The following is a 22,692-nucleotide window of genomic DNA, read 5'->3' on the forward strand; positions in this document are numbered from 1 at the left end:
GGAGCGAGCCTGCTCGCGATGGCGGGCTGGCTGACGACACGGATCTCCGATGGGTTGCCTGGAAGCTTGTTATGCGTTGTCTGTTGTTCGCTTGTCTGTTGCTTGGCTCATTCCCTTCATTTGCCCTGGATCGCTTTCAGGTCGAGGGCTACACGCTGCCCAACGGCCTGCAGTTGCTGCTCAAGCCCGGTACCGAGCGCGGGCATGTGGCGATTCGTTTGGTGGTCGGCGTCGGCATCGATGATTTCAGCTGCGCCGAAAAGGCGCTGCCGCACCTGCTTGAGCACTTGCTGTTCAGCGGCATCGACGCCACCGGCGAAGGCGGGCTGGAAGAGCGCATGCAGGCCCTGGGTGGAGAGTGGAACGCTTACACCAGCAATGCCGATACGACGTTCGTCATCGAAGCCCCGGCGAAAAACCAGCGCAAGGTCCTCGACCTGCTGCTGGCGCTGCTGACCCAGACCCGAATCGACGACAACGCCATCAACGCCGCCAAACAAGTGGTCGAGCGTGAAGACGGCGGCCATTACACGCACCTGCAACGCTGGCTGGATCGCCAGGATCTTGGCCACACGGCGAGTAATCAGCTGGCGGTGGAACTGGGCCTCAAATGCCCCGAGCGGCCTGAGGTCGATCACCTGAGCCGCGATCAGCTGGAAAAGGTGCGCGAGGCCTGGTACGCGCCCAACAACATGACCCTGATCGTCGTCGGCGACCTTGAGCGGTTGCTGCCGGCCTATCTGGAGCGGTCTTATGGCGCGCTTGAAGCGGTCGATCCGACTGATCACCTGCCCCTGCCGGCGATCCAGGCCAGTGCTGCCCATGAACGCACCCTGAGTCGCGGTCTGGTTGGCGGCAGTGCCAAGTTGCATTGGCTGGTGCCAGAGCCGGTGCTGGAAGATCAGCACGACCAAACCTTCGACTTGCTCAAGGATTATCTGGACTGGGCGCTCTACCGCCAATTGCGCCTGGCCCATGGCCTGTCCTACGGGCCTTCGGCCGAGCGCGAGGTGTTTGGCGGTGTGGGCTTCATGAGCCTGAACGCGGACCTTGAGCGCGACGACGTGCCCCAAGCCAAACGGGTGCTGGATGATTTGAAGGCCGGGTTGCTCAGGGACGGTCTGAATGCCGACACTTTCAACCGCATCAAGCAGGCCGCCATCGCCCGCCAGGCCTGGGCCGTGCAAGGCAACAGCGCGCTGGCCGATTATTACTGGAGTGCCCTTGGGGACTATGAGAATGGCCGCTTCGCCAACCCGGCCAAGGAACTCCAAGGGGTGACGCTGGAAGAAGCAAACAAGGCCATGCGTGAATTGCTGATGCAGCCGGGCTACCTGCGCATCGAACAGCCGTTGATCAGTGATGATCAGTTTGTGTGGGTGATTGCCGGGGTGTTCGGTTTGCTTGTACTCAGTCTGTTGGCTTGGCGCGTCCATCGCCGAAAGTGAGTATTCCCTGTGGCGAGGGAGCTTGCTCCCGCTCGGCTGCGCAGCAGTCGTAAATCGGCATCCTAGACCGGCCTGAAAATACGCGTCGATTAGTTTTGGGGGCGCTTCGCACCCCAGCGGGAGCAAGCTCCCTCGCCACAATGCTGTATGGGGCAATCGGACGTAGCCCCTCGCCACGCCGCCCTCTCGGCGGTTACCCTGTCGAGGATTTTTCCCACGACTATTGTGAACCGCCGAATGCCTAATCTGACCCTATACGTCCAGCGCATCCTGGAGCTGATGAAGCGCTACCCGGGGGCCATTGCGCTCGGTGGGTTCATTTCAGGGGTCGGCAGCTTCATGCTGGTGGATCGCCAACAGGGGCTGGCGACCTGGATCACCACCATCATGCTGGTCAGCTGGGTCTGGCTGATGCTGGAAAACAGCCTCACCAAGCTGTTCGCCAGGGTCTTCAAGCGCGAAATACCCCAGCCATTGCTGCGTTATGCAACGCAGATGATCCATCAGGAAAGCCTGTTCTTCGTCCTGCCGTTCTTTTTGATCACCACCACCTGGAACAGCGGCCAGTTGTTCTTCACTGGATTACTGAGCATGGCGGCGCTGATTTCGATCATCGACCCGCTCTACTACAAATGGCTGGCACCGCGCCGCTGGGCGTTCCTGGCGCTGCACACCCTGACCCTGTTCGCGGCCCTGCTGACCGCCCTGCCCGTCATTTTGCACCTCACCACCGCCCAGAGCTTCAAGCTGGCGCTGGGCATTGCCATGTTGCTGTCGTTCCCGAGCCTGGCCTCGATCTTCCCGATTCGCACGGTGCGCAATGCGTTGGCGATTCTCAGCATCACCGTCGGCATCGGCGCCGCCGGTTGGGTGCTGCGCTCCTGGGTTCCGCCGGCGACCCTGTGGATGACCGATGTGGCGATCAGCACCCAAATGCAGGACCGCACCCCCGGCAAGAGCCTGGAAGAAGTCAGCGCCGAGCAGATTCGCGGGGGTGGGCTGTACGCGTACACCGCGATCAACGCCCCGCGAGGTCTGGCCGAACGGATTTATCACGTCTGGATGTTCAACGGTAAAGAAGTCGACCGTATCCCTCTGGATATCAATGGAGGGCGCAAGGAAGGCTATCGCGCCTGGACCCACAAGCAGAACTTCCCCGGCAACCCCGCAGGCAAATGGCAGGTCCGGGTGCTGACCGAGGACGGTCAGTTGATTGGCGTGCTGCGCTTCAAGGTCAAGGACAGCACACCCATCAAAGAAAAGTAACGCGGTTCGTGCTATTAGTCAGATCTGCGTAATAGCCGAACAAGCACGGAGCTTATGACTAGCAGCACATTGCCCGGCAGTGCCCGACTGGACACCTCGCAAAGCCCTGCCCTGTTGCGGGTCACGGGTGACTGGACGCTCGCCCATTACACCGATCTCAGCCGCCTGAGCGAAAAGCTCCGCGGCCAATACGACAACAACACCCACATCGACCTCAACGGCCTCGGCGCGCTCGACACCGCTGGCGCATCGCTGCTGGTGGAGTTGCTGGGTTCCGAACGTTTGGGTCGATCCGCCGAGCATCCCGATTGCACACTGTCCTCGGCCGACCGCGCGTTGTTGCAGACCGTCTATTGCTCGCTGACCGACTTCTGCGTGCCGATCAAGGAACCGGAAATCAACGTCGGCATTCAACTGCTGACCCGCATCGGCCGTGCGGTCGACGCGGTCTGGCAGGACACCCTGCAACTGCTGGGTTTTGTCGGCCTGATTCTGGAAACTATCGCTCGCGGCCTGTTTCGCCCCAAACGCTGGCGCGTTACGCCGATGGTCGCGCACATCGAACAGACCGGCCTCGACGCCGCCCCCATCGTCGCCCTGCTGACCTTTCTGGTGGGCGCCGTGGTGGCGTTTCTCGGGGCGACGGTGCTGGCGAGTTTCGGCGCGAGTATTTTCACCGTGGACCTGGTGGCGTTCTCCTTCCTGCGCGAATTCGGGGTGTTGCTGACCGCGATCCTGATGGCCGGCCGCACCGCCAGTGCCTTCACCGCGCAGATCGGTTCGATGAAAGCCAACGAAGAAATCGACGCTATCCGCACCCTGGGCCTCGACCCGATGGAGCTGCTGGTGGTGCCGCGCGTGTTGGCCCTGCTGGTCGCGCTGCCGATGCTGACCTTTCTGGCGATGTTGTCGGGGATCATCGGCGGCGGCGTGGTCTGCGCGCTTTCGCTGGATATCTCACCGGCGATGTTCCTGTCATTGCTGCAAACCGACATCGGTGTTCAGCACTTTCTGGTGGGGATGGTCAAAGCGCCGATCTTCGCGTTTCTGATCGCCGCCATCGGCTGTCTTGAAGGCTTCAAGGTCAGCGGCAGTGCCGAGTCCGTCGGCGCGCACACCACGTCGAGCGTGGTCCAGTCTATTTTCGTGGTGATCGTGCTCGACGCCGTGGCTGCGCTGTTTTTCATGGAGATGGGCTGGTGAGTCGTCTAACCCGAGCGCCCTCCGAGGCGGTGATCGAAGTCCGTGGTCTGTGTAATCGCTTCGGCCGTCAGAGCGTGCACGAGAACCTCGATCTGGATTTGCACAAGGGCGAAATCCTGGCGGTGGTCGGCGGTTCCGGCAGCGGCAAGTCAGTGCTGTTGCGCAGCATCGTCGGCTTGCGCCAGCCCAGCGAAGGGATGGTGAAAGTCTTCGGCAAAAACCTGCCGACGCTGCCTGAACACGAACGCTCGATGGTCGAACGACGCTTTGGCGTGCTGTTCCAGAAAGGCGCCCTGTTCTCTTCGCTGACCGTGACCGAGAACGTCGCCCTGCCCCTGATCGAGCACGCCGGTTTGAGCCGAGAGGACGCCGAGCACCTGGCGGCAGTGAAAATGGCCTTGGCCGGTCTGCCGCTGTCGGCGGCCGACAAGTACCCCGCTTCGCTGTCCGGCGGCATGATCAAGCGTGCGGCACTGGCCCGCGCGCTGGCGCTGGACCCGGACATCCTGTTTCTCGACGAACCCACTGCCGGCCTCGATCCGATTGGCGCGGCTGCGTTCGATCAATTGATCCTGACCCTGCGCGATGCGTTGGGCCTGAGTGTGTTTCTGGTGACCCACGACCTCGACACGCTCTACACCATCACCGACCGCGTGGCGGTGCTGGCGCAGAAGAAAGTGCTGGTGGCGGACGCCATCGACAAGGTCTCGGAAACCGACGATCCGTGGATTCACGAATACTTCCATGGCCCTCGCGGCCGCGCGGCACTGACTGCCGCTCAACAGCTCAAGGAGGTCTGACATGGAAACCCGAGCTCATCATGTATTGATTGGCCTGTTCACCGTAATTGTGGTGGCGGGCGCCCTGCTCTTCGGCTTGTGGCTGGCCAAGTCCAGCGTCGACACCGAATTCAAGGATTACGAAGTCGTCTTCAACGAGGCCGTCAGCGGCCTGTCCAAGGGCAGCGCCGTGCAGTACAGCGGGATCAAGGTCGGTGACGTGGTGACCTTGCGTCTGGACCCGAAAGACCCGCGCCGGGTGCTGGCGCGGATCCGCCTGGGCGGTGACACACCGATCAAGGAAGACACCCAGGCCATATTGGCGCTGACCGGGATCACCGGCACTTCGATAATCCAGCTCAGCGGTGGTACGCCGCAAAGTCCGACACTCAAGGGCAAGGACGGTAACTTGCCGACGATCATTGCATCGCCCTCGCCCATCGCCCGTTTGCTCAATGACAGCGGCGACCTTGTGGCTGGCGTGAATATGCTGCTGCACAACGCCAATCAGGTGTTTTCTTCGCAGAACGTCGAGCGCATTAGCAAGACCCTTGAGCATCTGGAGCAAACCACCGGCACCATCGCCGACCAGCGCGGCGATATTCGCCAGGCGATGCAGCAACTGGCCTCGGTCGGCAAGCAGGCCGGCGCCATGCTGGAGCAGACGTCGGCGCTGATGCGCAACGCCAATGGCATGCTCAACGATCAAGGCAAGCAGATGTTCGGCAGTGCCGAGCAGGCAATGAAGTCGCTGGAACAGAGCAGCGCGACCATCAACACATTGCTCACGACCAATCAGGACTCGATCAACAGCGGCATGCAAGGCCTCAATGGCCTGGCCCCGGCGGTGCGTGAACTGCGCGACACCCTGACGTCGTTGCGGGCTATTTCCCAGCGTCTGGAAGCCAACCCCGCCGGTTATTTGCTGGGCAATGACAAGGACAAGGAGTTCACGCCATGAAACTGCTTCACCTCACCCTCCTCGCCAGCTTCATGGTGCTCAGCGCCTGCTCGATCCTGCCCAAGTCCGAGCCGTCCGATGTCTATCGGTTGCCTTCGGCCCAGGGCAGCGCATCGGCCAGTCACGGGACGCCGCAGCGCTGGTCATTGCGCCTGTCCAAGCCGCAGACCAGCGAAGCCTTGAACAGCTCGAGGATCGCCGTGATCCCTCAAGGTGACCTGATCAGCAGCTACAAGGCCTCACGCTGGAGCGACCCGGCACCGGTGTTACTGCGCAATCGTCTGTTGGATGGTTTCCAGCGTGATGGTCGGGTGACATTGCTGAGCACCGATGACAGCAATTTCCAGGCGGATCTTGAACTGGGCGGTAGCCTGCAGGCATTTCAGACTGAATACCAAGGAACGCATGCGAATGTCGTCGTGCGACTGGATGCGTTGCTGGTGCGCGGTTATGACCAGCGAATCCTCGCCAGCCGACGCTTCGAAGTGCGCCAGCCGTTGAGCGATGCTCAGGTACCGGCGGTGGTGGCCGGGTTTGGCCAGGCCAGTGACCAGTTGACGGCGCAGGTGGTGAGCTGGGCGGTGGAGCAAGGACAGAAAGTTGCGCCGCCCGCCAGAAACGCCGCGAATCCCTTGTAGCAGCTGGCGCAGCCTGCGTTCGGCTGCGAAGCAGTCGTCAATCCGTTATCCCGCATCTATCAGGTGGATCGCGGTGTCTGGTTTTGCGACTGCTTCGCAGCCGAACGCAGGCTGTGCCAGCTGCTACAGGTTTTGTGGTTAGCCGAAGAACCAGTAGCAGACGCCGATCGCGCCGAGAACGCCGGCAAGCTCCGCCAGCAATGCGCACCCCACCGCATGCCGCGCCCGCTGGATCCCCACCGCGCCGAAGTACACCGCCAATACATAGAACGTCGTTTCAGTACTGCCCTGAATCGTCGCCGCCACCAGCGCCGGGAAGCTGTCCACGCCAGAGGTTTTCATGGTTTCGATCAGCATCGCCCGGGCGGCACTGCCGGAAAATGGCTTGACCATGGCGGTCGGCAGCGCATCGACGAAGCGCGTGTCCCAACCGGCCCATTCCACCAGGTGCCGAATCCCGTCCAGGCCAAAGTCCAGCGCTCCGGATGCCCGCAGCACGCCGACGGCGCACAGCATCGCCACCAGATACGGCAGCAGGTTCTTGGCCACGTCGAAGCCTTCTTTGGCGCCTTCGACGAACGCTTCGTAGACCTTCACTTTGCGTAGCGCGCCGATCACCAGAAACACCATGATCAGCCCGAACAACGTCACGTTGCCGAGGATCGATGACAGGCCGGCCAGAGCGGTCGCTGACAGCGTCGCCAGCAGCGCCATGAACGCACCGAGGGCCAAGGCGCCGGGAATCAGGTAGGCGAGCACCACCGGGTCCCACAGGCGCAGGCGCTGCATGAACGCCACCGACAGCAGGCCGACCAATGTCGAGCAACTGGTGGCGAGCAGGATTGGCAGGAACACCAGGGTCGGATCGGGCGCACCTTGCTGGGCGCGGTACATGAAGATCGTCACCGGCAGCAGGGTCAGGGAGGAGGCGTTGAGCACCAGGAACAGAATCTGCGCGTTGCTGGCGATGGTGTCGCTGGGGTTGAGCTCTTGCAGCGCCTTCATGGCTTTGAGGCCGATTGGCGTGGCGGCATTGTCCAGGCCCAGGCCGTTGGCGGCGAAGTTCAGCGTGATCAGGCCGATGGCCGGGTGCCCGGCCGGCACTCCCGGCATCAGCCGCAGGAACAACGGGCCCAACGCTTTGGCCAGCCACTCGACGATCCCGGCCTTCTCGGCAATCCGCAGAAAGCCCAGCCAGAGCGTCAGGGTGCCGAACAACATGACCATGACTTCGACCGACAACTTGGCCATGGCAAAAATGCTTTCCACCATCGCCGCGAAGATCCCGGCGTTACCGCCGATCAGCCATTGCGCCAGCGCCGAAACGGCAGCCACGATGAAGAAGCTTAGCCACAGGCCATTGAGCATCAGTTAAATCCCCCGAAGAATGCGGCGAATGATAGCGGGGTAGCCAGAAACGACAAACCCCGGATTTCTCCGGGGTTTGTTTTGGCTCTTGTGGGAGCGACTGTGGCGAGGGGGCTTGCCCCCGTTGGGTCGCGCAGCGGACCCGGATTTGCGAGCGCTGCGGACTCGAACGGGGGCAAGCCCCCTCGCCACACAAGCCTCGCTCCTACAAGGGCAACGCATCAGCCCTTGGAAACTTCACCCACCGGCAATTTTTCCTTGCTGCGCCAGTGCGGCAAGGAGTTCCAGTAGCGCTGGCCCTTGGCATCGTCGTACATGCCTTCCCAGCGTGCGATGACCAGCACGGCCAAGGCATTACCGATCACGTTCAGCGCGGTACGGGCCATGTCCATGATGCGGTCGACACCGGCGATGAACGCCAGGCCTTCGAGCGGAATACCCACGCTGCCCAAGGTGGCCAGCAGCACCACAAAGGACACACCCGGAACGCCGGCGATGCCTTTGGAGGTGACCATCAGGGTCAGCACCAGCAGCAATTGCTGGCTGATCGACAGGTCGATGCCGTAGAGCTGGGCAATGAAGATGGCCGCAATGCTCTGGTACAGGGTCGAACCGTCGAGGTTGAACGAGTAGCCGGTCGGTACCACGAAGCTGCAAATGGCTTTCGGCGCGCCGTAGGCTTCCATTTTCTCGATCACGCGCGGCAGCACGGTTTCGGAACTGGCGGTGGAGTAGGCCAGCACCAGCTCATCCTTGAAGATGCGCATCAGCTTGAGCACCGAGAAGCCGAACAGGCGAGCGATCAGGCCCAGCACCACGAAGGCGAAGAAGGCGATGGCGACGTAAACCAGGATCACCAGTTTGGCCAGCGGAATCAAAGAGGCGAAGCCGAAGTTGGCCACGGTCACCGCGATCAGTGCGAACACGCCGATCGGGGCGTAGTTCATGATCATGTGAGTGACTTTGAACATGCTTTCCGACACGCCCTGGAACATCTTCACCAGCGGCTCGCGCAGGTCCGATTGCAGGCTCGACAGACCGAGGCCGAACAATACGGAGAAGAAGATGATCGGCAGCATTTCGCCGCGGGCCATGGCCGCGAAGATGTTCGACGGGATCAGGTTGAGGATGGTCTGGATGAACGCATGTTCATGCTGAACCTCGGCGGCAGTGGCCTGGTACTTGGAAATATCCACGGTACCCAGGGTGCTCATGTCGATGCCGGTGCCCGGATGGAACACGTTGGCCAGCACCAGACCGACAACGATGGCAATGGTGGTGACGATCTCGAAGTAAATGATGGTCTTCAGACCGATTCGCCCGAGCTTTTTCGCGTCGCCGACGCCTGCAATACCGACGATCAGTGAAGAGATCACGATCGGGATCACAATCATCTTGATCAGACGGATAAAGATATCGCCTGCTGGTTGCAGGACGTTGCTGATCCACCAGGCTTTTTCGGCACTGAAATGGTTGAGCAGCGCACCGATTGCAATCCCCAATACCAGACCGATGAGGATCTGCCAGGCGAGGCTAAGCTTTGCCTTCTTCATATCTTTACCCTTACTTGCGTTTGACTCAGGCAGATGCAAGAACTGGAACGCTTGTGGCGAAAAAGTCTTGTGCATCTACCCCCGTATAAGGTGCCCCGGAGCGCTTGTTATCGGCTCTCTGGCAGGCGAAAAAAGGCGCAACTATTCAGATGCAAGGAAGCGACGTCTAATGCCGTAAACGCCTACCCTATGCCGAATCGGCATGAGCTTTTTCAACTGAAACTCGCGTCCCAACCGGTTCGAATACGACATTTCGGCAGGCATAAGTGCCGTGAACCGGCCATCGCAGAGGAGGTTGGTTGTTTTTTGATCAAGGGAATGAGGACTGAAACTTGGGAAAAAGCCTACGTTCTAGGGCGAAAACTCTCGGCCTTTGAGTGGCAGTTTTCTCGATATACGGTCACCAAGGAAACACGGCGAAATGGTTTTGCGAGGAATTAGCGAAGAGGACGCGGAGGAGGCGAGCAGAACGCTCTAGGACAATACTTTGCGCCGAGGAAGCTCTTCGCAAGTCCGTCGATCCACGGGGGACCGACGAACTTGCGTCGCAGCTTCTGCCTGATCCGGCCCTTTTGCGCAGGCACTCCCTGTACCCGTAGGTCACTCCGCCCCTGCAACAGGCAGAACGTCCCGGCCCCCTGATCATGCGCCTACCCTCCTCGGGTAGCGCAGTGGAAGAAGCCATGCTGCTTCTTTCATGTTACGAATTCAGTACCAGTTCGGATCTTTCTTCAGTTGTTCCATCAACAAGTCCTGCATGCCCTGGTCTGGCTTTCCAAGAAAGCGGTAGTCGGCATGCCGCGTGGGCGACTTGTCGGCCGGCAGTCCCGCAGGCACTTCGACCAGCATGGCGTAGGCTTCCTTCTTGTCGAAGCTGACGGCGACGATCAAGCGCTTGTTGAGGCACGTCGACTGCAATTCGCACAACGGCCCAACCAGATACTTTTCACCATCTTCTTCAACGGCATTCATTTGCTCGGCGTCGCCGGACAGGTTCATGACCCATTCCGGCAAGCGTTCTTCCTTCTTCACCACGCCTTGCCAGGTTTCGCGGTACTGCGGGTCTGCCGTCAGCAACTCATTGACCCGCGCCTGGCCGTCATTGGCCGCTGTTGCCATGGCACTACCGCCCAGAAGCAGGGCGGCTGCCAGTGTCTTTAACAAAACGCTCATATTCACCCTCGACCGCGACGGCCAAAGAAGAAGGAAGCAATGAACATCACCAGGAACACGACAAAGAGAATCTTGGCGATACCCGTGGCGGTGCCCGCGATACCACCGAAGCCCAGTACTGCAGCGATGATGGCAATGATCAAGAATGTGATTGCCCAGCTCAACATGGTGATTCTCCTTACACTTCTATTAGAGGTGTTGCTTGTGGTGCGTTTCCCGGCGCATCGAGCGCGCCAAGTTCATGTATTTAGAACACCCAACGTTCCTGGTGAGGCATCTCATCCGCAGGCTGAGCCTGGTCGACGTCCATCATTCGCATTGGGGGGCTGTCAGCCTGGTTGCTGCTGGCCGCACTGAAATGGGTTTGGGTCGGTTGTTGAAACGACAAGCGTGGCGCTTCTTGCTGTTGGTTCTGCTCCCAACGCTGAAACTGCTGGCCGGCGATCAAGGTGATCAGTAGCGCCAGAACAGCAAACAGACCTTGCTGGATATGCAGTGGCGAGATACGCAACTGGGCGGCACGTTGGCGACTCATCCTGAAGCTCCTCCCACTCTGTGGTGATTTTGTTAGGGGCTTGAAGGCCCCGGGTAATGAGAGTGTTGCAGGCGCCATGCCAGCTTTTTGAGATAAAAAAATCCAATTAAATCAATTAGTTATCAGTGGTGTGGAAAACGTGGCGGACGCATCCTGCACGATGGCCCTTTGGAAGTCGTGCGTAATGCACGATGGGCTGTGTAGGAACTTTCAACATTTTTGAATTGCGAGGGGGACATGGATGTCACAAGGGGACACCGGCAATCGCCTGCGAACCGGCTATCTGATAAAAAAACAACAAAATCAGGCGATTAGCCGTAGGGTGAGGGGAAAGCTACGCTGCTGTGGCTGAAATCGACCAGAATCAACCATGCAACTTGCCCGATTATTCCGGGACTAACCAAGATTATTCATTAAGGAGCGTAGGAAAATGGAGTCAGCCACTGAGCATCAAGGCCGCATTCTGCTGGTGGACGATGAGTCCGCCATCCTGCGTACGTTTCGTTATTGCCTCGAAGATGAAGGCTACAGCGTCGCTACCGCCAACAGCGCCGCTCAGGCTGATGCACTGCTTCAGCGTCAAGTGTTCGACCTGTGTTTCCTCGATCTGCGCCTGGGGGAAGACAACGGCCTTGATGTGCTGGCTCAAATGCGCATTCAGGCGCCCTGGATGAGAGTAGTGATCGTCACCGCTCACTCGGCCGTGGACACGGCGGTCGATGCCATTCAGGCCGGGGCCGCTGACTATCTGGTCAAGCCTTGCAGCCCCGACCAATTACGCCTGGCCACCGCCAAGCAACTGGAAGTGCGGCAACTGTCGGCACGCCTGGAAGCTCTTGAAGGCGAAGTGCGCAAACCCAAGGATGGCCTGGACTCTCACAGCCCGGCGATGAAAGTCGTGCTCGAAACCGCCCGCCAGGTGGCCAACACCGATGCCAACATTTTGATTCTCGGCGAGTCTGGCACCGGTAAAGGCGAGCTGTCCCAGGCCATTCACGGCTGGAGCAAGCGCTCGAAGAAATCCTGCATCACGATCAACTGCCCGTCCCTGACCGCCGAACTCATGGAAAGCGAGCTCTTCGGCCACAGTCGTGGCGCGTTCACCGGGGCCAGCGAAAGTACTCTGGGGCGGGTCAACCAGGCCGACGGGGGAACGCTGTTTCTTGACGAGATCGGCGATTTTCCATTGGTTTTGCAACCAAAACTGTTGCGTTTTATCCAGGATAAAGAATACGAACGGGTGGGCGACCCCATCACCCGCCGCGCCGATGTGCGCATCCTCGCGGCCACTAACCAGAACCTCGAAGACATGGTCCGCGACGGCCGTTTCCGTGAAGATTTGCTCTACCGCCTGAACGTCATCACCTTGCACCTGCCGCCACTGCGCGAGCGCAGGGAGGATATCCTGAATCTGGCCGATCGCTTTCTGGCCCGTTTCGTCAAGGAATACGCACGCCCGGCTCGGGGTTTCAGCGATGACGCCCGTGAAGCGCTGCTCGGTTACCGCTGGCCGGGGAATATTCGCGAACTGCGCAACGTTGTGGAGCGGGCAAGCATCATTTGCCCACAGGAACGGGTCGAGATCACTCACTTGGGCATGGCTGAAACCCCGGTGAACAACGCGCCTCGCATCGGCGCTGCGCTGAGCCTGGATGAATTGGAAAAAGCCCACATCGGAGCGGTCCTCGCCACGGCAGATACGCTGGACCAGGCCGCCAAGACCCTGGGTATCGATGCCTCGACGCTGTACCGAAAACGCAAGCAGTACAACTTGTGAGCTGTCTCCGATGAGACTGGCAATGAAATTGCGCACGCGGCTGTTCTTGAGTATTTCCGCGCTGATCACCGTGGCACTGCTCGGGCTGTTGCTCGGGCTGGTCAGCGTGATGCAGATGGCGAGTTCCCAGGAAGCGCTGATTCGCAACAATTTCGCCACGCTCGACCTGGGACTGAAATTGCGCCAGACCTTGGGTGATCAGATGATGATCATGCTCAGTGAGAAGCCGGATCCCGTAGCGTTCGAGGCGTCCAAACAGCAGTATTTCCAGTTCCTTGACGACGGCATTGTCCAAGCCAAGGCTGGCGATGAGCATCAGCAAGGTTTCGAACGGGCTAGGACGGACTACCTGAGCTTTCTCCAGGCGTACGACCTGTCGCGTGACTCGACGCAGGTGTTGAGTGGCAACAAAGAGCTCACCGAAAAACTCAATGCGCTGCGCAATAGTCTGATCGCCGAGCAAAAGCGTGCGCTGGATAACATCAATGCCACCGAACGGCAGGCCCGGGAGAGGGCGCTGCTGGTTGCCGGCCTGCTCGGGCTGGTGGGGCTGGCAGTGTTGATCATCGGCTTCGTCACCGCCCACGCTATCGCTCAGCGTTTTGGTGCGCCGATCGAGGCGCTGGCCCAAGCGGCGGACAACATCGGCCAAGGCAATTTCGAAGTGACGCTGCCGATTTCCTCGGCCGTGGAAATGAACCTGCTGACCAAGCGTTTCGGGATCATGGCCGAGGCCCTGCGTGAGCACCAGGCCACCAATATCGATGAGCTGCTCGCAGGCCAGCAGCGGTTGCAGGCCGTACTCGACAGCATCGACGATGGCTTGCTGATGATCGACCGCGATGGCCGTCTGGAACACCTCAATCCGGTTGCGCAACGTCAATTGGGCTGGGAAAGCGATCGTCTCGGTCAAGGTCTGGGGGTGGCGCTTGAGCGCCCCGAACTCGATGATCAGCTGCAACTGGTACTGCGCGGGGGCACCCTGGAGCGCGCGCCTGAGGACCTGAGTATCGAGGTCGACGGGGAGTCGCGGTTGCTGACCTTTAGCCTGACGCCAGTCAGCCACACCCAAGGGCATATTCTGGGCGCCGTGATGGTGCTGCATGACGTCACCGAACAGCGGGCGTTTGAGCGGGTGCGCAGCGAGTTCGTGCTGCGCGCCTCCCATGAATTGCGAACGCCGGTCACTGGAATGCACATGGCGTTCGGCCTTTTCCGCGAGCGCGCACACTTTGCCAAGGACTCGCGTGAAGCTGATCTGCTGGACACCGTGAATGAGGAAATGCAGCGCTTGATGCAGTTGATCAATGACCTGCTGAACTTCTCCCGCTACCAGAACGGATTGCAGAAACTCACATTGGCACCGTGCTCCATCGAGGATTTGCTGGAGCAGGCCCGGACACGTTTTGCCGGCCAGGCACAAGAGCAGGGCCTCGAACTTCTAGTGGAAGTGCAAGGGCCATTACCGCGATTGCAGGCCGATCAGCCGCAGCTGGATCGGGTGCTCGACAACCTGATCGACAACGCGTTGCGCCATACCGCCACCGGCGGGCAAATACGTTTGCAGGCTCGACGCCATGGGGAGCGGGTGATTATCAGTGTCGAGGACAACGGCGAAGGCATTGCCTATGGCCAGCAGGGGCGGATTTTCGAACCCTTTGTCCAGGTGGGTCGCAAGAAGGGCGGTGCCGGGCTCGGTCTGGCACTGTGCAAGGAAATTGTGCAGTTGCACGGCGGCCGAATGGGTGTTTATTCGCGGCCAGGGCAGGGTACTCAGTTTTATATGGCGTTGTCGGTTTAAGCCACAATCGCTTCAGGCTTCATCATCGAGACGGCGGGCGGCCAATCGGCGGCCACGGGTAATCAGCTCGATGAATTGCACCGCACTTAATGCATGGGCGAACAGCCAGCCCTGACCGAACTTCACACCTTCGCTGCTCAGAAGCGCCGCCTGGGATTCAAGTTCGATGCCTTCAGCGATCACCTTGAGCTGCAGGGCCTGGGCCATATGAATGATGTGCGGGGCGACACCGCTACTTGCAGCGTCATGACCCAGTGCATCGATAAACGCCTTGTCGATTTTCAGGCAATCGACTGGCAGGGTTTGCAGATAGGCGAGGCTGCAATAGCCGGTGCCAAAGTCATCGATCAGCACTTGATGCCCGACATCCCGCAAGGCTTGCAGGTTTTCCCGGGCGACCACAACATCGATCAATCCCCGCTCGGTAACCTCAAAGGCAATTTGCTTGGCTGCGACGCGGTGCAAGGTCAGCAGGCGCGCCATTACCTGGCCGATACGCGGCACCATGACGTCGCAGGCCGCCAGGTTGACCGAGATGTACAGCTGCGGATTGGCCCGCAACAAGTGTCCCAGCTGTTCAAGCAGGCGTTGCAGGACGAAATCGGTCATCTGGCGGATCTGGCCGGTGTTCTCCGCCATTGGAATAAACAGGTCGGGGCTGGTCAGGGTGCCGTCCGGTCTTCGCCAGCGCAGCAAGGCTTCGGCCCCGACACAGTTGCGGCTGTCGAGGTCGAATATCGGCTGATACAGCACCTGCAATTCGCCTCGTCGTATGGCGCCACTCAGTTCGGCGTCCAGCGACTGTCGCTGGCGCACCAGCAGAAGCACCAGAAAACCCACGCATAAGGCGAGTAACAGGCTGGCCGGCAGCAACCACCACCAGACGGCGGGCACATGCATGCCGGTGCGCGGGCTGATCAGCACCAATTGGTATTCCGGGTTGTTGGTGGGCATGCGGTAGATCAAGCGGGAATGCGTTACTTGTAGTGCGTCGAGGCTTCTCGGGGGCCAGGGTTCTGTTGGTGGCCAGACCTGGGGGACACCCAGTACCGGAATCGCTCGCGTACCGTGGTCGAGCACCACCAGCAGGCTGCTTCCCGGTGGCAAGTCGACCATGTCGGTCAAATGCCCGCGAGACGTCGCGACGCGAAAATTACCGCGTCCGAGCATCAGCGCGGCGCGGTTTTCATCGGGTTCGGTGGTGGTGTTCAGCCAATAACTATAGGTCGGCCCTTTGATGTCGGGCGGTCTTATCATCGACAGCCCTTCCTGGCGGGGGCGGTTGGAACAGATCCGCGAGGCGTCCATATAAGCGGCTTCGTAAACGAAACGGTAGTTGAAGCTGACCTGTTGCAAGGTCGCGATCATTTCGTCATCGCAGCCGCGTAACGGCTGGGCTTCAAGGTCGTCGAGACTTTCCCGCAATTGCCCGAACAGCTGCTCCAGGCGAGCAAGGAAGCGCTCGCCCTGGGCATTCATCTCTGCGCTTTCGTTCTGCTCGACTTGATGCATGGCCACGAACAGGCTGCCGGTCATCAGGAGTATCGCGCTCAAGGCAGCAGCCAGCATCGCCAAAAACCAAGGGCGAAAGAACCAACTACGTAGTGTCTCTCGAGCAGCCGTCATAGGAATATCCGAAGTATTACCAATGAGTTATAGCTGCTGATTGAAAAAAAGCCCTGACCGTCGGGCGGGCGTCAGTATTTTGTCTGGTTCAAGACTTGTAGAAGCGCCGCGGTTTGCGCATCCGGTGTGCCATCGAAACGTGTCGGTCGGAAATGCATCTGGAAGGCCGCAATCACATGACGTGTCGCAACATCCAGTTCGCCGGTTTGCGGCGTGGGATAACCCGCGCGGGCCAGCTGTGCCTGAAACCAGCTGATGGTTGGCAGTTGTACTTCGAACTGTACTTGCTGACGCGTTACGGCCTGCTCATTCGGCCAGACTCCCAGGCCTTCGGCAGCCAGACGCTTCCAGGGGAACAGCGGCCCCGGATCAAGCTTGCGCAGCGGGGCGATGTCGCTATGGCCGATGATGCTGCGGGGATTGATGGCGTAACGCTTGCTGATGTCCTTGAGCAGGACGATCAGGGACTGGATCTGGTCTTCGCTGTAGGGATACCAAAGGCGCCCGGCAGGGGTGTCTTTAAAACCCGGGTTGACGATTTCGATGCCAATGGAGCTGGAGTTCAACCAGGTCCGGCCTTGCCATTCGCTTTCCCCGGCGTGCCAGGCTCGGACGTTTTCATCCATCAGCTTGTAAATGGTGGCGCCCTTGTCGTCGCCAATCAGATAGTGGCTGCTGACGTCGCCGTGAGTCAGCAGTTGCAGCGAACGCTCCAGTGACGCGGAGGTGTAGTGCACGACCACGAACTGAATTCGGCTGTCAAAGTTGGGTGAAGGGTGACTGGTGTTGAACCGGGGGCCGCTGGCACAGCCGGCCAACAGAATCAGAGACACGATAAACGCTAGATATTTCATGGCAGAAGGCAATACACGCAAGACAGTAATGCAACAGTGTAACGTACGGCCTTGCACGCAAACGGCCGCCGGGCAATTTTAAACAAAATGGAACAATTGATTCTCAGCCCAGTGCCACTTGGTTGCGACCGGCATGTTTTGCGCGATATAGGGCCTGATCGGCTCTTTTAAGCACCAGATCGCTATGTTCTCCGGGTTTGAAGGCCGTCAGGCCCATGGAAATGGTGATGGTTACCGGCTCACCCTTGAAGTGGAAAGGGCAGGCTTCGATCGAGGCGCGCAGCTTTTCCAGCAATTTCGCACCAGCGGTTGGCCCAGTGTCTGGCATCAACAGCACAAACTCCTCACCACCGAACCGGGCAATGAAATCCGTCCCGCGCAGGCGCTTGCGCAGCACGTTGGCGATGATTTTCAGTACTTTGTCGCCCGCCAGGTGACCGTAGTTATCGTTAATGCGTTTGAAATGGTCGAGGTCGAGCATGGCCAGCAACAGGCTGTTGCCGTGTTGCTGCCATAGGTTGATTTCGTGATCCAGCCGTTCGCTCCAGGCGGCCCGGTTAGGCAGGCCGGTCAGCGGGTCGATCAAGGCTTTCTGACGCTGCTCCTCAAGGTGCTCGCGGTAGCCCAGGGCTTCCTGCTCCATGTGCGCAACGCGTTCGGCCAGGCTGTGAAGGCGGGCGGCGACTTCTTGCTCGCGCTCGTCCCGCTGCTTCTGGTGCTGGTCCATGGTGCCGAGCAGGCCTTCCAGATGGTTTTCCAGGACGTGCTTGAGATCGTCCAGGTCGGCGGCTTCCTGCATGCTGCTCTGCAAGCCGTCCACTTGTTCACGGATCTGCGTGTCCATGTCGCGGGCGGCGGAGCGATTGTCGGCATGGCCTTCGCTGGCGGCTTGCAAGTTGCTTTGGAACGACTCGAGACGTTCGTTCAGCTGTTGCAAGTAGGCTTCGAATTCATGCTGGCCGCTGTCGGTGATTGCCAGCATCAAGGTCGCCAGATCATCGAGGATTGGCAGCAATTCGTACCAGTTCAACCCGTTTTGCAGACGATCGCGCATCGCTTCGGCTTGTGGACGATGACGCTCGGGCAGCGTCAGGTCGTCCAGCAGGCCCAGTAGCGTGTCTTCGATATGCTTGGCCACCGAGCTGTAGGACGGCTCGGGTGAGTCCGGCAGGGCGTAGAGAGCATCCGGCTCGGATTGTTCAGTGCCTGCGGCGGCCAACGCCTCGGCCATGGCCGGGGGCAGCGGCAGGCTGTCGAGATAGACCACCGGAGTCAATTCGTCGGGATTGATCGCCAATTGAGCCGGTATTTCTGGCTCGATGATCGATGGAGCGGGTGCTTCTGGATGTTCTATGTCTGGTTGCGGTTGCGCCTCTGGAGTCTGGGCGCGTGCTTGCTCAGGCTCCGGCTCCTGCGGGACAAGCGTTACCACTGCTGGAGAAGGCGCTGCTGCGAACGGCGTCTCGATTGTCGGTGGCTCGGATGCAGTAGCCGACGCGGCAACATGTGCGGCGGGCACTTGCGGTATATCGATCCCTGGTGCGAGATCGACCGTGACCTGTGGAGTTGCGGCATGAGGCGCGGCAACCGCTTTGGCTGGCTGCGGGGCGGGCGTCGAGAAGGTGCCGGAGGCAACCTGCAATGCCGCTTCATCCGCTTCACGGCTGCCAAACAGTCGTTGCAGCAAACCGGGGCGGCCGGGCTCTGCCGGGTTTTCAAGCTGATTCAGGGCTTTGCCTTGCAGGCCACTCAGTTCGCTGAGCAGCAACGGAATTTCGCGCGCCTGCCCGACTCTTGCATCCAGTTGCTTGGCGAAGTTTTTCAGCGGCCTGCTTACTTCGCGGGGCAGCGGTAATGTTTGCAGCTGCGAGACCAGCGCGGTCAATGCAGCGCTGGTCTGATTAACCCGGGTTTCCCGGCGTTGTTCGGAGTCGAGGACGGCTTTTTCCAGCCGCGGAAGCAGGGCGGCCAGGCCGGCGTCCATGTCGTCGGTGCGCACGACTTCACGCATTTCCTTCATGCATTGGTCAACGGCGCGGTCGGTGCCCTCGGCTGCCAGCGTGCTGCGTACCAGGCCACGACGCAGCAGGTCGAGCCGGGCGTCCCATCGACGTTCGAGCTTTTCCTGTTGTTCGATGCTTTTGAGGTATTTCTCTTTCCAGCGCTGTGCTTCGTCGCTCATTCATGGGATCCGCGAGGGGCAGGACTCAACGCGGGCAATGCATCGGCCGTGAGCGAACCCGGCAGACGAATCTCTACCGCGACCGGCAAGTGATCGGAAATGGGTTGTGCCAGCACCTCGACCTTTTCAAGCGTCAGGGTAGGGCTCAGCAGAATATGGTCCAGACAGCGCTGCGGGCGCCAGCTGGGGAAGGTCGCTTCCAGTTGCGGCGCGAGCAGGCCGAGGTCACGCAACGGGGAGTTTTGCAGCAAGTCACTGGCGTGGGTATTCATGTCGCCCATCAGCACCTGGTGTTTATAGCCGCCGATCAGCTCGCGGATATAAGCCAGTTGCATGCTGCGGGCGCGAGCGCCCAGCGCCAGGTGCATCATGACCACCACCAGCGCCTCAGGACCTTCGCCAAAGCGCACCAGAATCGCCCCGCGACCCTTGGGCCCCGGTAGCGGATGATCTTCAATGGCCCACGGGCGCAGGCGACTGAGCACACCATTGCTGTGCTGGCCGAGGCGTCCGAGATTGCGATTGAGTTGTTGATACCAGTAGGGGAATGCGCCGAGCTGGGCCAGGTGTTCAACCTGGTTGACGTAGCCTGATCGCAGGCTGCCGCCATCGGCTTCCTGCAAGGCGACCAGATCGAAGTCGCCCAGCAGATTGCCGATCTTTTGCAGATTGTCGGCACGCCCGGTGTGCGGCAGCAGGTGCTGCCAGCCCCGGGTCAGGTAGTGGTGATAGCGCTCGGTACTGATACCGACCTGGATATTGAAACTGAGCAAGCGCAGACGACTGTCTGCGGGCAGGCCCGTCGATTCCAGATGATGTTCGTTGACCCGCGGATCATGCAGGCCAACGACGCGTTCACTGCCCCAGCGGCGCATGGTGGTCGCCGCGCTTAGTTGGCAGCAGCCTTGTTAGCCGCTCGCTCTTTGTCGACCAGTTTGTCGGCCAACTGCAGAGCTTGTTCGGCACCGCCGGCAGAGCCAACGTCGAAGCGATACTTGCCGTTGACGATCATGGTTGGAACACCCGAGATTTCATACTTCTTGGCCAGTTCGCGAGCCTTGGTCATCTGACCCTTGATGGCGAAGGAGTCGAAGGTAGCGAGGAACTTGTCCTTGTCTACGCCTTGGGTCGCCAGGAAGTCAGCCATTTCGTCCTTGTCGGTCAGTTTCTTGTGTTCCTTCTGGATGGCGTTGAACACCGCAGCGTGCACGCTATGCTCGACACCCATGCTTTGCAGGGTCAGAAACATTTGCCCGTGGGCGTCCCAAGGGCCGCCGAACAGGGCCGGAATACGCACGAAATTGACATCGGAAGGGAGTTTTTCAACCCAAGGATTGATCACCGGTTCGAATGAATAGCAGTGCGGGCAGCCGTACCAGAACAACTCCACCACTTCGATCTTGCCAGGTACAGCCACCGGAACCGCGTTAGTCAGTTCGACGTATGGGGCGGCGGGTGCTTCAGCAGCCTGGGCGGTCATGCCGAACAGGCTGGCAGCGACGAGTGCGGCGCTGATGATCAGATTACGCATGCTTTACTCCTGGACAATTTTGGTCGCCTCGCGCGACCTGTTTTCAGACAGGTACTGGCGGGCTTGAGTTCTGTAGTGTAACGGCAGCGGCCACAAAAAAGGGCGGCCAAAGCCACCCTTTTTATGCTTGCATCGACGGATTAATCGAGCGTTAACGTTGCGGGAGGTGTACACCCCCGCGCAACGCCCGATTCGTCGGTCTTAGTGCAGGCCTTGAATGTAGCTGGACACCGCTGCGATATCTTCGTCGCTCAGCTTTTTGGAAATGCTCTGCATTGGCTTGGTATCGCCATCGTTGGTGCGGCCGGCCTCTTCCTTGCGGAAATCGGTCAGTTGCTTGGCGATGTATTGAGCGTGCTGGCCGCCCAGGTGGGGGAAGCCGGCAGCTGCGTTGCCTTTACCATCCGGCGAGTGGCAACCGGTGCAGGCTGGCAGGCCCTTGGCCAGATCGCCGCCGCGGAACAGTGCTTCACCGCGAGCAACGACTTTCGGATCGGCGGCGCCAACGCTGCCTTTCTGGCTGGCGAAGTAGGCGGAGATATCGGCCAGGTCCTGATCGCTCAGGTTGGTCAGCAGGCCGGTCATTTCCAGTACCGTGCGTTTGCCGGACTTGATGTCGTGTAGCTGCTTGTTCAGATAACGCTCGCCCTGGCCTGCCAGTTTCGGAAAGTTAGGCGCCATACTGTTGCCATCCGGGCCATGACAGGCGCCACATACTGCGGCTTTCGCCTGACCAGCAGTCGCATCACCTGCAGCATGGGCAATGCCGGAGATCCCCACGGTCAACAGCAGACTCACGATCAATTTGTTCATCAGCTAATCCAACTACGGCTAAGGGTTAAAGAGTTATGGACCGGGATCACTCGCTCATCCACTGGATGATTGCTTGGTAATCCTCGGCACTGCAGTCCATGCACAAACCACGCGGCGGCATCGCCTTGAAACCCTGGGTCACGTGTTGCACCAGCGTCTCCATACCTTTCGCCAACCTCGGCGTCCAAGCTTCCTGATCGCCCTTTTTGGGGGCCATGGGTAGTTGGCCGGAATGACAGGCACCACAAACACGGTTGTACACAGCTTCCGGATCCTGTGTAGCCTGAGCGCTGTAAAGCGGCATCAAGATACCGGCAGCTAGCAGCCATTTCGTCATAAAACGACCTTTTCAGGGTTGAGAGCGTTCTGCGTTCTAATGCGCAATCAAGGTCAATCGCTCTCGTGAACTTCATCCTACGCTGGGACAAAGCGCACACAAAATCTGCGGCATTATATACTGGCGTCACTGAAACGGAAACGACACTGCTCGCCGCGTCCATTCCCGGCGCCGCCCACATCGGAAATCCCATGCAACTCAAGAACCCCATCCTCGGCCTGTGCCAACAGTCCACCTTCATGCTCAGCGCTGCCAAAGTCGATCAATGCCCCGACGACGAAGGCTTTGAAGTGGCCTTCGCCGGGCGTTCCAACGCCGGCAAGTCCAGTGCGCTGAACACCCTGACGCACGCCAGCCTTGCGCGGACCTCGAAAACTCCAGGTCGCACACAGCTCTTGAACTTCTTCAAGCTAGACGATGATCGTCGTCTGGTCGACTTGCCGGGGTACGGTTACGCGAAAGTGCCTATCCCGTTGAAGCTGCACTGGCAGCGTCACCTGGAAGCCTATCTGGGTGGTCGTGAGAGTTTGAAAGGGCTGATTTTGATGATGGACATCCGTCATCCAATGACCGACTTCGACCTGCTGATGCTCGACTGGGCTGTCGCCAGCGGCATGCCGATGCACATTTTGCTGACCAAAGCCGACAAGCTGACTTACGGCGCGGCAAAAAATGTCCTGCTCAAGGTTCAGGCAGACATCCGCAAGGGTTGGGGAGATGCGATCAGCATCCAGCTGTTCTCGGCGCCAAAACGCCTGGGTCTGGAAGACGCCTACACTGTACTGGCAGGTTGGATGGAGCTGGCGGACAAGGGCTCCGAGCTCGCGGAGTAAGCTCGTTTATAAAA

General features: G+C 59.7%; 21 protein-coding genes. 9 read left to right on the top strand and 12 right to left on the bottom strand.

From position 1 onward, the window contains the following. Positions 1-71: 71 nt before the first annotated feature. From AC3WP4_RS19755 to AC3WP4_RS19780, 6 genes are all read left to right on the top strand, one after another. Positions 72-1,448, top strand: a complete 1,377-nt coding sequence (locus AC3WP4_RS19755; RefSeq protein ID WP_102615787.1) for a M16 family metallopeptidase — start codon at positions 72-74, stop codon at positions 1,446-1,448. Between the two features lie 237 nt (positions 1,449-1,685). Continuing rightward, positions 1,686-2,714 carry a DUF5924 family protein gene (locus tag AC3WP4_RS19760; RefSeq protein WP_074872266.1) on the top strand — a complete coding sequence of 343 codons (1,029 nt, stop codon included), beginning with the start codon at positions 1,686-1,688 and terminating at the stop codon, positions 2,712-2,714. Positions 2,715-2,768: 54 nt separating this feature from the next. Beyond that, the gene (locus AC3WP4_RS19765) at positions 2,769-3,917 is read left to right on the top strand and encodes an ABC transporter permease (protein WP_074872268.1); all 1,149 of its coding nucleotides are present in this window, start codon (positions 2,769-2,771) and stop codon (positions 3,915-3,917) included. Beyond that, positions 3,914-4,717 carry an ABC transporter ATP-binding protein gene (locus AC3WP4_RS19770; protein WP_074872269.1) on the top strand — a complete coding sequence of 268 codons (804 nt, stop codon included), beginning with the start codon at positions 3,914-3,916 and terminating at the stop codon, positions 4,715-4,717. Before AC3WP4_RS19765 ends, AC3WP4_RS19770 begins: the two co-directional genes overlap by 4 nt. Position 4,718: 1 nt before the next feature. Then, complete coding sequence (locus tag AC3WP4_RS19775) at positions 4,719-5,657, top strand: MlaD family protein (protein ID WP_102615788.1); 939 nt, start codon at positions 4,719-4,721, stop codon at positions 5,655-5,657. Beyond that, positions 5,654-6,295 carry an ABC-type transport auxiliary lipoprotein family protein gene (locus AC3WP4_RS19780; protein WP_074872273.1) on the top strand — a complete coding sequence of 214 codons (642 nt, stop codon included), beginning with the start codon at positions 5,654-5,656 and terminating at the stop codon, positions 6,293-6,295. Before AC3WP4_RS19775 ends, AC3WP4_RS19780 begins: the two co-directional genes overlap by 4 nt. A gap of 138 nt (positions 6,296-6,433) precedes the next feature. Here AC3WP4_RS19780 and AC3WP4_RS19785 read toward each other — a convergent pair whose 3' ends face one another. The 5 genes from AC3WP4_RS19785 to AC3WP4_RS19805 form a co-directional block, all read right to left on the bottom strand. After that, positions 6,434-7,663: a nucleoside recognition domain-containing protein gene (locus AC3WP4_RS19785; protein ID WP_102642462.1), complete on the bottom strand. Its 1,230-nt coding sequence runs from the start codon at positions 7,661-7,663 to the stop codon at positions 6,434-6,436. Between the two features lie 221 nt (positions 7,664-7,884). Then, positions 7,885-9,216, bottom strand: coding sequence for a glutamate/aspartate:proton symporter GltP (gene gltP / locus AC3WP4_RS19790; RefSeq protein WP_074872276.1), 1,332 nt, complete (start codon positions 9,214-9,216; stop codon positions 7,885-7,887). 708 nt (positions 9,217-9,924) lie between these two features. Further along, on the bottom strand, positions 9,925-10,389 hold the full coding sequence (locus tag AC3WP4_RS19795) for an inhibitor of vertebrate lysozyme family protein (protein ID WP_074872278.1): 465 nt from the start codon (positions 10,387-10,389) through the stop codon (positions 9,925-9,927). Positions 10,390-10,391: 2 nt separating this feature from the next. Then, on the bottom strand, positions 10,392-10,556 hold the full coding sequence (locus AC3WP4_RS19800) for a DUF1328 domain-containing protein (protein WP_003177151.1): 165 nt from the start codon (positions 10,554-10,556) through the stop codon (positions 10,392-10,394). 80 nt (positions 10,557-10,636) lie between these two features. Next, positions 10,637-10,924 carry a hypothetical protein gene (locus AC3WP4_RS19805; protein ID WP_074872280.1) on the bottom strand — a complete coding sequence of 96 codons (288 nt, stop codon included), beginning with the start codon at positions 10,922-10,924 and terminating at the stop codon, positions 10,637-10,639. A 430-nt stretch (positions 10,925-11,354) separates the two neighbouring features. On the opposite strand from AC3WP4_RS19805, the gene algB reads away from it, so the two are divergent. Beyond that, positions 11,355-12,701, top strand: a complete 1,347-nt coding sequence (algB, locus tag AC3WP4_RS19810; protein ID WP_074872282.1) for a sigma-54-dependent response regulator transcription factor AlgB — start codon at positions 11,355-11,357, stop codon at positions 12,699-12,701. Between the two features lie 10 nt (positions 12,702-12,711). Then, positions 12,712-14,502: a KinB sensor domain-containing domain gene (locus AC3WP4_RS19815; RefSeq protein WP_102615791.1), complete on the top strand. Its 1,791-nt coding sequence runs from the start codon at positions 12,712-12,714 to the stop codon at positions 14,500-14,502. A gap of 12 nt (positions 14,503-14,514) precedes the next feature. Here the strand turns inward: AC3WP4_RS19815 and AC3WP4_RS19820 are convergent, their stop codons facing one another. From AC3WP4_RS19820 to AC3WP4_RS19850, 7 genes are all read right to left on the bottom strand, one after another. Next, the gene (locus AC3WP4_RS19820; RefSeq protein WP_074872286.1) at positions 14,515-16,128 is read right to left on the bottom strand and encodes an EAL domain-containing protein; all 1,614 of its coding nucleotides are present in this window, start codon (positions 16,126-16,128) and stop codon (positions 14,515-14,517) included. Positions 16,129-16,199: 71 nt separating this feature from the next. After that, positions 16,200-16,982: an N-acetylmuramoyl-L-alanine amidase gene (locus AC3WP4_RS19825; RefSeq protein ID WP_074872287.1), complete on the bottom strand. Its 783-nt coding sequence runs from the start codon at positions 16,980-16,982 to the stop codon at positions 16,200-16,202. A gap of 103 nt (positions 16,983-17,085) precedes the next feature. After that, on the bottom strand, positions 17,086-19,164 hold the full coding sequence (locus AC3WP4_RS19830; protein ID WP_102615792.1) for a diguanylate cyclase: 2,079 nt from the start codon (positions 19,162-19,164) through the stop codon (positions 17,086-17,088). Beyond that, positions 19,161-20,039, bottom strand: a complete 879-nt coding sequence (locus AC3WP4_RS19835; RefSeq protein WP_074872291.1) for an endonuclease/exonuclease/phosphatase family protein — start codon at positions 20,037-20,039, stop codon at positions 19,161-19,163. The genes AC3WP4_RS19830 and AC3WP4_RS19835 overlap by 4 nt, the downstream gene beginning before the upstream one ends. A 14-nt stretch (positions 20,040-20,053) precedes the next feature. Then, positions 20,054-20,695 carry a thiol:disulfide interchange protein DsbA/DsbL gene (locus AC3WP4_RS19840; protein ID WP_074872292.1) on the bottom strand — a complete coding sequence of 214 codons (642 nt, stop codon included), beginning with the start codon at positions 20,693-20,695 and terminating at the stop codon, positions 20,054-20,056. 201 nt (positions 20,696-20,896) lie between these two features. Beyond that, on the bottom strand, positions 20,897-21,508 hold the full coding sequence (locus AC3WP4_RS19845) for a c-type cytochrome (RefSeq protein ID WP_102615793.1): 612 nt from the start codon (positions 21,506-21,508) through the stop codon (positions 20,897-20,899). Between the two features lie 46 nt (positions 21,509-21,554). After that, on the bottom strand, positions 21,555-21,845 hold the full coding sequence (locus AC3WP4_RS19850) for a c-type cytochrome (RefSeq protein WP_074872298.1): 291 nt from the start codon (positions 21,843-21,845) through the stop codon (positions 21,555-21,557). 191 nt (positions 21,846-22,036) lie between these two features. Here AC3WP4_RS19850 and yihA point away from each other — a divergent pair, with 191 nt between their 5' ends. After that, positions 22,037-22,678, top strand: a complete 642-nt coding sequence (yihA, locus tag AC3WP4_RS19855) for a ribosome biogenesis GTP-binding protein YihA/YsxC (RefSeq protein ID WP_074872299.1) — start codon at positions 22,037-22,039, stop codon at positions 22,676-22,678. Positions 22,679-22,692 lie beyond the last annotated feature (14 nt).

The organism is Pseudomonas sp. FW305-20 (assembly GCF_058788075.1).